At 71.1% G+C, this 11664-nt stretch carries 11 protein-coding genes and 1 pseudogene; 10 read left to right on the forward strand and 2 right to left on the reverse strand.

Features of this window, described 5'->3' with window-relative positions; translation table 11 throughout:
* Window positions 1-41: 41 nt before the first annotated feature.
* The 5 genes and pseudogenes from ACZ56V_RS17890 (at window position 42) to ACZ56V_RS17910 (ending at window position 4392) form a co-directional block, all read left to right on the forward strand.
* Complete coding sequence (locus ACZ56V_RS17890) at window positions 42-1427, forward strand: NADP-dependent succinic semialdehyde dehydrogenase (protein WP_398911999.1); 1386 nt, start codon at window positions 42-44, stop codon at window positions 1425-1427.
* Window positions 1428-1452: 25 nt separating this feature from the next.
* The gene (locus ACZ56V_RS17895; RefSeq protein WP_398912000.1) at window positions 1453-1689 is read left to right on the forward strand and encodes a DUF6213 family protein; all 237 of its coding nucleotides are present in this window, start codon (window positions 1453-1455) and stop codon (window positions 1687-1689) included.
* A gap of 33 nt (window positions 1690-1722) precedes the next feature.
* Window positions 1723-2651, forward strand: a pseudogene (locus ACZ56V_RS17900) (type III polyketide synthase).
* Window positions 2648-3862, forward strand: coding sequence for a cytochrome P450 (locus ACZ56V_RS17905; RefSeq protein ID WP_468943280.1), 1215 nt, complete (start codon window positions 2648-2650; stop codon window positions 3860-3862). Before ACZ56V_RS17900 ends, ACZ56V_RS17905 begins: the two are co-directional and overlap by 4 nt.
* The gene (locus tag ACZ56V_RS17910; protein ID WP_468943283.1) at window positions 3859-4392 is read left to right on the forward strand and encodes a cupin domain-containing protein; all 534 of its coding nucleotides are present in this window, start codon (window positions 3859-3861) and stop codon (window positions 4390-4392) included. The genes ACZ56V_RS17905 and ACZ56V_RS17910 overlap by 4 nt, the downstream gene beginning before the upstream one ends.
* Here ACZ56V_RS17910 and ACZ56V_RS17915 read toward each other — a convergent pair.
* A complete protein-coding gene (locus ACZ56V_RS17915; RefSeq protein ID WP_362018782.1) occupies window positions 4389-5615 on the reverse strand; it encodes an acyl-CoA dehydrogenase family protein in 1227 nt (408 codons plus the stop codon). The genes ACZ56V_RS17910 and ACZ56V_RS17915 overlap by 4 nt on opposite strands.
* A 170-nt stretch (window positions 5616-5785) precedes the next feature.
* Between ACZ56V_RS17915 and ACZ56V_RS17920 the strand changes: the two genes are divergently transcribed.
* Window positions 5786-6442: a TetR/AcrR family transcriptional regulator gene (locus ACZ56V_RS17920; RefSeq protein WP_076973255.1), complete on the forward strand. Its 657-nt coding sequence runs from the start codon at window positions 5786-5788 to the stop codon at window positions 6440-6442.
* A gap of 44 nt (window positions 6443-6486) precedes the next feature.
* Here the strand turns inward: ACZ56V_RS17920 and def are convergent, their stop codons facing one another.
* Window positions 6487-7026 carry a peptide deformylase gene (gene def / locus ACZ56V_RS17925; RefSeq protein ID WP_468943288.1) on the reverse strand — a complete coding sequence of 180 codons (540 nt, stop codon included), beginning with the start codon at window positions 7024-7026 and terminating at the stop codon, window positions 6487-6489.
* A 179-nt stretch (window positions 7027-7205) separates the two neighbouring features.
* Between def and ACZ56V_RS17930 the strand changes: the two genes are divergently transcribed.
* The 4 genes from ACZ56V_RS17930 to ACZ56V_RS17945 all read left to right on the forward strand — a co-directional run bounded on the left by ACZ56V_RS17930 (window position 7206) and on the right by ACZ56V_RS17945 (window position 11589).
* Entirely contained in the window at window positions 7206-8444 is a 1239-nt protein-coding gene (locus ACZ56V_RS17930; RefSeq protein ID WP_398912005.1) for a MurT ligase domain-containing protein, read from the forward strand.
* A gap of 23 nt (window positions 8445-8467) precedes the next feature.
* Complete coding sequence (locus tag ACZ56V_RS17935; protein WP_109030302.1) at window positions 8468-9196, forward strand: type 1 glutamine amidotransferase; 729 nt, start codon at window positions 8468-8470, stop codon at window positions 9194-9196.
* A 218-nt stretch (window positions 9197-9414) separates the two neighbouring features.
* The gene (locus ACZ56V_RS17940; protein WP_104632589.1) at window positions 9415-10440 is read left to right on the forward strand and encodes a 6-phosphofructokinase; all 1026 of its coding nucleotides are present in this window, start codon (window positions 9415-9417) and stop codon (window positions 10438-10440) included.
* Window positions 10441-10638: 198 nt separating this feature from the next.
* Window positions 10639-11589 (forward strand): cytochrome c oxidase assembly protein, encoded by a 951-nt coding sequence (locus tag ACZ56V_RS17945; protein WP_398912007.1) that lies wholly within the window; start codon window positions 10639-10641, stop codon window positions 11587-11589.
* Window positions 11590-11664 lie beyond the last annotated feature (75 nt).

Genomic DNA, 11664 nt, shown 5'->3' on the forward strand with positions numbered 1-11664 from the left:
GCGCCAAGGTCGAAGCACGCATGCACCCAGGGAGGTCGGCCATGCCCATCGCAACGGTGAACCCGGCGAACGGCGAGACGCTCAGGACGTACGAGGCCATGGGCGAGGAGGAGATCGAGCGCCGGATCGAGCTCGCGGAGGCCACCTTCCGCACCTACCGGACCACGGGGTTCTACGAGCGGGCCGGGCTGATGCGCCGGGCCGCCGACCTCCTGGAGGCGGACCAGAAGGAGATCGGCAAGGTCATCACCACGGAGATGGGCAAGCCGGTCAAGCAGGCCCGCGCGGAGGCGGCCAAGTGCGCCAAGGCGATGCGCTGGTACGCCGACCACGCGGCTGAGCTGCTGGCCGACGAGGAGCCCGCCGAGGCCGACGTGAAGGACTCCGGCGCCTCCCGGGCCCTGGTCCGCTACCGGCCGCTCGGTCCGGTGCTCGCGGTGATGCCGTGGAACTTCCCGCTGTGGCAGGTGATCAGGTTCGCGGCGCCCGCGCTGATGGCGGGCAACGTCGGGCTGCTCAAACACGCCTCGAACGTGCCGCAGACCGCCCTGTATCTGGAGGACCTGTTCCACCGGGCGGGGTTCCCCGAGGGCTGCTTCCAGACCCTGCTGATCGGCTCCGCCCAGGTCGACGACATCCTGCGCGACGAGCGGGTGCGGGCCGCCACCCTCACCGGCAGCGAGCCCGCGGGCCGCGCGGTGGCCTCCACCGCCGGGGAGATGATCAAGAAGACGGTGCTCGAGCTGGGCGGCAGCGACCCGTTCGTCGTCATGCCGTCCGCCGACGTGGAGCGGGCCGCCGAGGTGGCGGTGACCGCGCGCACCCAGAACGCCGGGCAGTCGTGCATCGCCGCCAAGCGGTTCATCGTGCACACGGACGTGTACGAGACGTTCGCCGAGCGCTTCACCGAAGGTATGAAGGCGCTGAAGGTCGGCGATCCGATGGAGGAGGAGACCGAGGTCGGCCCCCTCTCCAGCGAGCAGGGCCTGAACGACCTGGTGGAGCTGGTCGACGACGCGGTGCGCGGCGGCGCGAGCGTGCTGTGCGGCGGCGAACGCCCGGACGGTCCCGGCTGGTACTACCCGCCGACCGTCCTGGCGGGCGTGACCCGCGAGATGCGCATCCATCGCGAGGAGGCGTTCGGACCGGTCGCCACGCTCTACCGGGCGGCCGACCTGGACGAGGCGGTGCTGATCGCCAACGACACCGACTTCGGGCTCAGTTCGAACGTGTGGACGCGCGACGACGCGGACGTGGACCGTTTCGTCCGGGATCTGGAGGCGGGCGGCGTGTACGTCAACGGGATGACGGCGTCCCACCCGGCGTTCCCGTTCGGCGGGGTCAAGCGGTCGGGCTACGGGCGTGAGCTGTCCGGGCACGGAATCCGGGAGTTCTGCAACATCACCACCGTATGGCACGGAGCGTGAGCCTTCCGCGACTACGATCCCCTTTGTGAACCGCGAAGTGACCCTGCCTCTGATCGTCGACGACCGCGGCACGCTCCAGGTCGCCGCGTCCGACGTGAGCAAGCTGCTGCGCACGGTCGGCGGACGGTGGCTGCGGCTGGTGGAGACCGGCGAGGAGAGCCTGGACGAGGACACCGTCGCGGCCCTCACCATCGAGCTGGCCAAGCTGGCCGACCGGATCGACGTGGCGTGCATCGCCCACAGCAGCGACCGCTCCTGCTGACCACGCCGGTCCCCGCTGCCGACGCCGCTCCCGCTGCCCCCGGGACGGAGTAACCCGGCGAGAGATCACCGCCCCGGCAGGCGTCACACCGGCCATCCTCAACTGCCGCTCGCGCTCCGGCTGATAGAGAACACCGGGGTCCGCACCCGGCACATCGTGCAGCCCATCGAGGAGACGCTGAGGCACCCCGGCTTCGAGGACCGCAACAAGGTCTACGAGCGGGAGGCGAAGTCCCGTGTCCCGGCCGTCGTCCAGCGGGCCCTGGACGACGCGGAACTGCTCACCACCGACATCGAGGCCTATCCCGAGGCCAACGCGCTCATCGTGGCCTGCGCGTTCTGCTCGCTGTGCTACCAGCCCACCGACCTCGGTGTGGGGTCCCTGCTCTCCAACGGCCTCTTCGGCGACGGCATCGCCGCCGCGGTGGTCCGTGGACAGGGCGGCACCGGAGTGCACCTGGAGCGCAACGGCTCGTACCTGATCCCCAAGACCGAAGAGTGGATCATGTACGACGTGAAGGCGACCGGTTTCCACTTCCTGCTGGACAAGCGGGTGCCGGCCACCATGGAGCCGCTCGCGCCGGCCCTCAAGGACCTGGCGCGCGAACACGGTTGGGACGCCTGCGACCTGGACTTCTACATCGTGCACGCGGGCGGCCCCCGGATCCTCGACGACCTCAGCACGTTCCTTCAGGTGGACCCGCACGCGTTCCGCTTCAGCCGGGCGACGCTCACCGAGTACGGCAACATCGCCAGCGCCGTCGTCCTGGACGCGCTGCGCCGGCTCTTCGACGAGGGCGGCGTCGCCGACGGGGCGCGCGGGCTGCTGGCAGGTTTCGGCCCCGGGATCACCGCGGAGATGGCCTGGGCTGCTGGCAGACCGCGGACGTGCGGCGGGGCGTACGGCAGGACGTGACGCGGACCGCGGCACGGGGCGTGTCGCGGAGTGTGAGGCAGACATGAGTGAAGAAACGATGTCCCAGACCGTACCGCCCGTCCGGGAGTGGCCGGCCGTCGATCTGCCCGGCAGCGACTTCGACCCGGTGCTGACCGAGTTGATGCGCGAGGGCCCCGTCACCCGGATCTCGCTGCCCAACGGCGAGGGCTGGGCCTGGCTGGTGACCCGCCACGACGACGTCCGCCTGGTCACCAACGATCCCCGGTTCGGCCGCGAGGCCGGGATGGACCGGCAGGTCACCCGGCTGGCCCCGCACTTCATCCCGGCGCGCGGCGCGGTCGGCTTCCTGGACCCGCCCGACCACACCCGGCTGCGCCGCTCGGTGGCCGCGGCCTTCACCGCGCGGGGCGTGGAGCGGGTGCGCGAGCGGTCCCGCGGCATGCTGGACGAACTGGTCGACGCGATGCTGAGGGCCGGGCCGCCCGCCGACCTCACCGAGGCGGTGCTGGGTCCCTTCCCCATCGCGGTGATCTGCGAGCTGCTGGGTGTGCCGGCCACCGACCGGCACGCCATGCACACCTGGACCCAGCTGATCCTGTCCTCCTCGCACGGCGCCGAGGTCAGCGAGCGGGCCAAGAACGAGATGAACGCCTACTTCTCGGATCTCATCGGGCTCCGGTCGGACAGCACCGGCGAGGACGTCACCTCGCTGCTGGGTGCCGCCGTGGGGCGGGACGAGATCACGCTGACGGAGGCCGTCGGGCTCGCGGTGCTGCTCCAGATCGGCGGCGAGGCGGTCACCAACAACAGCGGGCAGATGTTCCACCTGCTGCTGACCCGCCCGGAACTGGCCGAACGTCTGCGCTCCGAACCGGCGCTCCGGCCCCGGGCCATCGACGAACTGCTGCGCTGGATCCCCCACCGCAACGCCGTGGGGCTGTCCCGGATCGCCCTGGAGGACGTGGAGATCAAGGGCGTGCGGATCCGGGCGGGCGACGCGGTCCACGTGTCGTACCTGGCGGCCAACCGCGACCCGGAGGTCTTCCCCGACCCGGACACGATCGACTTCGACCGCTTCCCCAACCCGCACGTGTCCTTCGGCTTCGGCCCGCACTACTGCCCCGGGGGCATGCTGGCCCGGCTGGAGTCGGAGCTGCTCGTCGACGCGGTCCTGGACCGGGTGCCCGGGCTGAAGCTGGCGGTGGCGCCCGAGGACGTGCCCTTCAAGAAGGGTGCGCTGATCCGCGGGCCCGAGGCCCTTCCGGTGACCTGGTGAGCGGCCTGGTGGCAGCGGCCGAGGGCCTGCTGGTGCCGCCCGGCCAGGGCAGGGTGGTGCAGGCACCGGCCCAGCACGTGACCTTCAAGGTGACCGGTTCGCACTCGCGCACGGCGTCCACCTTCGAGGTGATCGTGCCTCCGGGGTTCGACGTCGGCGCCCATGTGCACACCTACAGCGAGGAGCTGCTCTACGTGCTGGAGGGCGAGCTGGACGTGCTCGCCTTCGAGCCGAGGATCCGTACGCCGGACAGCTGGCGGACGTGGGAGTCGAGTTCGGGCAACCGGGTGGTGCGCGCCACCCCCGGCACGGTCATCGTCGTACCCCCCGGCTGCCCGCACGCCTTCGCCAACCCGACGGGCGAGCCGGCCAAGATGTTCTTCCAGGCCAGCCCGCCCCCGGATCACGAACGCTACTTCGAGGAACTGCTGGAGATCCTCGGCGACGGAGGCCCACCGGACCACGAGGCCATCGAGGCCCTGAGGGCGAAGTACGACATCGAGCAGCTCACGCCGCTGCGACACGGTTAGCGGATCGGCATCCCCGCGAGCGTCCGCGCGATCACCAGCCGCTGGATCTCACTCGTGCCCTCGAAGATCGTGTAGATCGCGGAGTCGCGGTGCATCCGCTCCACCGGGTACTCCCGCGTGTAGCCGTTGCCGCCCAGGATCTGGACCGCCTGGGCGGTCACCTTCTTCGCTGTCTCGCTCGCGAAGAGCTTGGACATCGAGCCCTCGGCCGCCGTGAACGGCTTGCCGTTGATCGCCATCCAGGAGGCCCGCCACACCAGCAGCCGGGCCGCGTCGATGGACGTCCGCATGTCGGCGAGCTGGAAGGCGACGCCCTGGTTGTCGATGATGGGGCGCCCGAACTGCTCCCGGGTCTGCGCGTACTCCAGCGCCACCTCGTACGCGGCACGGGCGGTGCCCACCGCCATCGCGCCGACCGCCGGGCGGGACGCCTCGAAGGTGGCCATCGCCGCGTTCTTCACGCGCTCGCCGCCCTTCTTGGCCTTCTCCCGGGCGCGGGCGAGGCGGGCGTCCAGCTTCTCCTTGCCGCCGAGCAGGCAGGAGCCGGGCACGCGCACGTTGTCGAGGACGACCTCGGCGGTGTGCGAGGCGCGGATGCCGTGCTTCTTGAACTTCTGGCCCTGGGACAGCCCCGGCGTGTTCGGCGGCACGATGAAGGAGGCGTGGCCCTTGGAGCCCAGGTCCGGGTCGACGACCGCGACGACCACGTGGACGTTGGCGATGCCGCCGTTGGTCGCCCAGGTCTTGGTGCCGTTGAGCACCCACTCGTCCTTGGCCTCGTCGTACACCGCGCGGGTGCGCATGGAGGCGACGTCGGAGCCGGCGTCGGGCTCGGAGGAGCAGAAGGCGGCGACCTTGACGTCGTTGGCGTCGCCGTACATCTGGGGGATCCAGGTGCCGATCTGCTCCTCGGTGCCGTTGGCGAGCACGCCGACGGCGGCGAGGCCGGTGCCGACGATCGACAGGGCGATGCCCGCGTCACCCCAGAACAGCTCCTCCATGGCCATCGGGATGCCGAGGCCGGTGGAGTCGAAGTACTGCTGGGCGTAGAAGTCCAGGGAGTAGATGCCGACCTTGGCGGCCTCCTGGATGACCGGCCAGGGAGTCTCCTCGCGCTCGTCCCATTCGGCGGCCGCGGGGCGGATGACGTCGGCCGCGAAGCCGTGCAGCCAGTCCCGGACCTCCTTCTGTTCGTCGCTCAGCTCCATGGTGAACTCGGCCATGTCCCCTCCAGTGACGCCCGTGCATGTTACTTGCGGTAACACCGAGTGTGTTACCCACGGGTAGGAAAAGTCAACTCCCGGGGCACCCTCGCCCTCCCGTTCGATGGCCCACGTCCCCTGAGTGTTAGTTTGCGCAGGCGTCACCGAAACAGCACGGGTGGGGAGAGCACATGAACACCACGCAGCGGACCGACCAGCAGACATCCGCCGACCGCAGACGGCGCGAGCTGCTCGAGGCCGCCGACCGGGTGGTGCTGCGCGACGGTCCGCACGCCTCGATGAACGCCATCGCCGCCGAGGCGGGCATCACCAAGCCGATCCTGTACCGCCACTTCGGCGACAAGGGCGGACTCTACGCCGCCCTCGCCGTCCGGCACACGGACGCCCTCCTCGCCTCGCTGCGGGCCGCCCTGGACGCTCCGGCGGAGCGGCGGCAGCGCGTCGAGGCCACCCTGGACACCTATCTGGCGGCCATCGAGGCACGCCCGCAGGTGTACCGGTTCCTGATGCATCCGGCGGAGAGTGCCGGCGCCCCGGGCGACCAGTCCGAGCAGGGCTTCGACGTCGGCAAGCACTCGGCGCCGCTGCTGCGCCGCATGGGCGAGGAGCTGGCCCAGGTCATCGAGGAACGGCTCGACGTCGGGCCGGGCACCCAGCAGCTGGCCCGGGTGTGGGGGCACGGGATCGTCGGCATGATGCACGCCGCCGGGGACTGGTGGCTGGGCGAACGGCCCTGTCCGCGGGAGGAATTGGTCCGCACCCTGGCCGACCTGCTGTGGGGCCGTCTCGCCGAGGCCGGCGACAAGGCGGGCGGCCCCGGATTCTGAGCCCCCGGTCGCCGCGCACCCCGGCTTCTCCTCGGTGAGGACGCTCAGCGCTGCCAGGACGCCCGCGCCACCTGGCGCATCAGCTTCCGGTGGCGCCGGCCGGTCAGGCGATCGGCGTAGACCCGCCCCTCCAGATGGTCGCACTCGTGCTGGAGGCACCGGGCGAAGAACCCCGTGCCGCGTACGGTGACGGGCTCCCCGGTCACCATGAAGCCGGTCACCACCGCCTCGTCGTGCCGCTCGGTCCCCGCCTCCAGACCCGGCAGCGACAGACACCCCTCCGGCCCCCGCACCACCACCCCGCCGGTCTCCACCAGCCGGGGGTTCACCACGTGCCCGAGGTGCCGCTGCTCCTCGTCGTCCGGGCAGTCGTACACGAAGACGCGCAGCGCCTCGCCGATCTGGTTCGCGGCCAGGCCCACGCCGTGGGCGGCGTACATGGTCGCGAACAAGTCCTCCACGAGCACCGCGAGTTCCGGACCGAAGTCCGTCACCTCCGCGCAGGGGGCGTGCAGGACGGGGTCGCCGAGGAGACCGAGGGAACGGACGCGCCCGTGGGCGCCCGGGATGGAGCCGTGTCGCATGGCGGCCAGAGTAAGGTCCCAGTGTCCCCCGGCGGCACGCGCCCACCGCCGGAACCCGGTGGCCGGTGCCGCGATTCGGGAGTGCGAATGGATCTCGATAGGCTGAGGTCCACACCACGTGGCCGTCAGGCTTCACAGGCTTCAGGCGCGGCGCGTACGGCAAGGAGGATCGAGAACTGATGGCAGGCAACTCGGACCCGCTCACGCCGCGGGCCAAGATCGCCGTGACCGCGGGCAAGGCGGTCGCGGCGGCATCGCGCGCCGCGGGGCGCGGCAGCGGTTCGGTGATCGGCGGCCGGGTGGCGCTGAAACTCGACCCCGACCTCCTCCACCGGCTCGCCCAGCACCTGGACGTGACCCTGGTCTCGGCGACCAACGGCAAGACCACCACCACCCGGCTCATCGCCGAGGCGCTCAAGGCGGCCGGACCGGTCGTCTCCAACGCGCTCGGCGCCAACATGCCGGCCGGCATCACCTCGGCGCTCGCGGGCGGCGCGGACTCCCGCTACGGGGTCATCGAGGTCGACGAGAAGTACCTCGTTGGCGTCGCCCAGGCCACCGAACCGAAGTGCATCGCGCTGCTCAACCTCTCCCGCGACCAGCTCGACCGCGCCGCCGAGACCCGGATGCTCGCCGAGAACTGGCGCGAGGGCCTGGCCGGCTCGAAGGCCGTGGTCGTCGCCAACGCCGACGACCCGCTCGTGGTGTGGGCCGCCTCCTCCTCCCCCAACGTGATCTGGGTCGCCGCGGGCCAGATGTGGAAGGACGACGCCTGGTCCTGCCCGTCCTGCGGCGGCGTGATGCAGCGCCCCGGCGACGACTGGTTCTGCGGCGAGTGCGGCTTCCGGCGTCCGACGCCGAGCTGGGCCCTGTCCGGCGACCACGTCCTGGACCCGCACGGCTCCGCCTGGCCCATCCACCTCCAGCTGCCGGGCCGCGCCAACAAGGCCAACGCCGCCTCCTCGGCCGCCGTCGCCGCCGTCTTCGGGGTGCCGCCCCAGGTCGCCCTGGAACGCATGTACCAGGTGCAGGCGGTCGCCGGGCGCTACGACGTCGTCCAGTTCCAGGGGCGTGACCTGCGGCTGCTGCTCGCCAAGAACCCGGCGGGCTGGCTGGAGACCTTCTCCCTGATCGACCCGCCGCCGGCTCCGGTGATCCTCTCGGTGAACGCGCGCGGCGCCGACGGCACCGACACCTCCTGGCTGTGGGACGTGGACTACACCCGGCTGTCCGGACACCCGATCTGCGTGATCGGCGACCGGAAGCTGGACCTCGCGGTGCGCCTGGAGGTCGCGAACCAGCAGTTCCAGGTGTGCGAGGACCTCGACCAGGCGGTGCAGCTGTGCCCGCCGGGACGCATCGAGGTCATCGCGAACTACACCGCCTTCCAGGACCTGCGCCGCCGCGTCGGCAACTGACCGCGAGACTTCAGGGGATTTTCGTGAGCGACAACCAACTGCGGATCGTCTGGATCTACCCGGACCTGCTCAGCACCTACGGCGACCAGGGCAACGCCCTGGTCGTGGAGCGCCGGGCCCGCCAGCGCGGCCTCGACGTGGCCCGGCTCGACGTGCGCAGCGACCAGCCGATCCCGACCTCCGGCGACATCTACCTCGTCGGCGGCGGCGAGGACCGGCCGCAGCGGCTCGCGGCCGAGCGGCTGCGCCGCGACGGCGGCCTGTACCGGGCGGTGGAGAACGGCGCGATCGTCTTCTCGGTCTGCGCCGGCTACCAGATCCTGGGCCACGAGTTCATCAACGACCTCGGCCAGCGCGAGCCGGGCCTCGGCCTGCTCGACGTGGTCTCCACCCGCGGCGAGGGCGCGCGGTGCGTCGGCGACGTCCTCGGCGACATCGACCCGCGCCTCGGCCTGCCCCCGCTGACCGGCTTCGAGAACCACCAGGGCGTCACCCACGTCGGGCCCAACGCCCGTCCGCTCGCCCAGGTCCGCTTCGGCAACGGCAACGGCACGGGGGACGGCACCGAGGGCGCGTACAACGACACGGTCTTCGGCACGTACATGCACGGCCCCGTGCTGGCGCGCAACCCGCAGATCGCGGACCTGCTGCTCAAGCTGGCCCTCGACGTGAACGCGCTGCCGCCGACCGACGACCGCTGGTACGAGGCGCTCCGCAACGAGCGCATCGCGGCTGCGCAGCAGCCTGCGTGAACACAGCTGCGCAGCAGCCTGCGTGAACACACCTGCGCGGCAGCCCGCCCGAGCCCCTGGGCCCCGGCCCGTCTGATGGCGTGTCCGCACAGGTGAGCGGGCTCGTCCAGTAGGCGGACGCACGGTTCGGTCCCGCCCCCCGATGCCGCTAGGGTGGCGGGGATCGAGCCGGACAGCGCGGTCCGGACCCGTGCCACGTTGAGAAGGTAACTCGGGCTATGCGCATTGGTGTCCTCACGTCCGGCGGCGACTGCCCCGGCCTGAACGCCGTCATCCGGTCCGTCGTGCACCGTGCCGTCGTCGACCACGGCGACGAGGTCATCGGTTTCCGGGACGGCTGGAAGGGCCTCCTGGAGTGCGACTACCTCAAGCTCGACCTGGACGCGGTCAGCGGCATCCTGGCGCGCGGCGGCACCATCCTCGGCTCCTCCCGGGTCCGTCCCGAGCACCTGCGGGACGGCGTCGAGCGGGCCCGCGGCCACGTCGAGGAACTCGGCCTGGACGCGATCATCCCGATCGGCGGCGAGGGCACCCTGAAGGCGGCCCGGCTGCTGTCCGACAACGGCCTGCCGATCGTGGGCGTGCCGAAGACCATCGACAACGACATAGCGGTCACCGACGTCACCTTCGGCTTCGACACCGCCGTGACCGTCGCCACCGAGGCCCTGGACCGGCTGAAGACCACCGCCGAGTCCCACCAGCGAGTACTGATCGTCGAGGTCATGGGCCGGCACACCGGCTGGATCGCGCTGCACTCGGGCATGGCGGCCGGCGCGCACGCGGTCGTCGTCCCGGAGCGGCCCTTCGACATCGACGAGCTGGCCGCGAAGGTCGGCGAGCGCTTCTCGGCGGGCAAGCGGTTCGCGATCGTGGTGGCCGCGGAGGGTGCCAAGCCGAAGGCCGGGAGCATGGACTTCGACGAGGGCGGCAAGGACGTCTACGGTCACGAGCGCTTCGCCGGGATCGCCCGCCAGCTCTCGATCGAGCTGGAGGAACGGCTCGGCAAGGAGGCCCGGCCGGTGATACTCGGGCACGTCCAGCGCGGTGGGACGCCGACGGCGTACGACCGGGTGCTGGCGACGCGGTTCGGGTGGCACGCGGTGGAGGCGGTGCATCGCGGGGAGTTCGGGATGATGACCGCTCTGCGGGGGACCGACATCGAGATGGTGTCGCTCGCCGAGGCGGTGGAGTCCTTGAAGACGGTGCCGGATGCGCGGTACGCGGAGGCGGAGTGTGTTCTTTGAGGTTGCCGCAGTACTCCGTCCGCGGGTGATTCGTGGTTGCTCGCGCCCACGCGGCGGAGCCGCACATCGATACAGCCCGCGCCCCTGACGGGGCGCCGCACCGCCCCCGGTGACAGAAGTCGCCGGGGGCGGTTCTAGTCTTGCTTCGGACAAGCGGCGTTCAAACGCGCTCAACCCCCACGAAACAGGAGCGGGCGGATGGATCACAGCGGGCACGGCATGACGATGGATCTGCCGCCGTTCACGCTGGGGCGGGGTCTCGCCTGGTCGGCGGATCCCTTCTTCCTGATCGCCTGCCTCCTGGGACTGGCGCTGTACGGCTGGGGCGTCGTCCGCCTGGTGAGGCGCGGCGACAAGTGGCCCGTCGGCCGGACCGTCGCCTACGTCGCCGGTGTGCTGAGCGTCGCCCTGATGATGTGCACCAAGCTGAACGACTACGGCATGGTCATGTTCAGCGTGCACATGGTCCAGCACATGGTGATCAGCATGGTGTCGCCGATCCTGCTGCTGCTCGGCGCCCCGATCACGCTGGCCCTGCGCGCGCTGCCCCCGGCGGCCCGCGGCCGCAAGGGGCCCCGCGAGCTGCTGCTGATGCTGCTGCACAGCCGCTACATGCGGATCATCACGCATCCGGCGTTCACCATCCCGCTGTTCATCGCGAGCCTCTACGCGCTGTACTTCACCCCGCTCTTCGACACGCTGATGGGCTCCCAGGCCGGGCACATCGCCATGATGGTGCACTTCCTCGCCGTCGGTGTGGTGTTCTTCTGGCCGATCATGGGCGTGGACCCGGGACCGCACCGGCCGGGTTACCTGATGCGGATGCTGGAGCTGTTCGCCGGCATGCCGTTCCACGCGTTCTTCGGCATCGCGTTGATGATGGCGTCCTCCCCGATGGTCGAGACGTTCAAGAACCCGCCCGCCTCGCTCGGCATCGACGCGCTCTCCGACCAGAACGCGGCCGGCGGCATCGCCTGGGCCTTCAGCGAGGTCCCCTCCGTGCTGGTGCTGCTCGCGCTGCTCTTCCAGTGGTACGCCTCGGAGGAGCGCCAGGCCCGGCGCAGCGACCGGGCCGCCGACCGCGACGGCGACAAGGAGCTCGCGGCGTACAACGCCTACCTGGCCTCGCTGAACACACGCGGCGGCTGAACGCGAACGGGCACGCATCTCGTCGTCCGCACCCCTCCGGAGCCGGAACCGGGGCACCATAGGGGGGAGCGAACC

Source organism: Streptomyces sp. NPDC034099 (genome assembly GCF_055575415.1).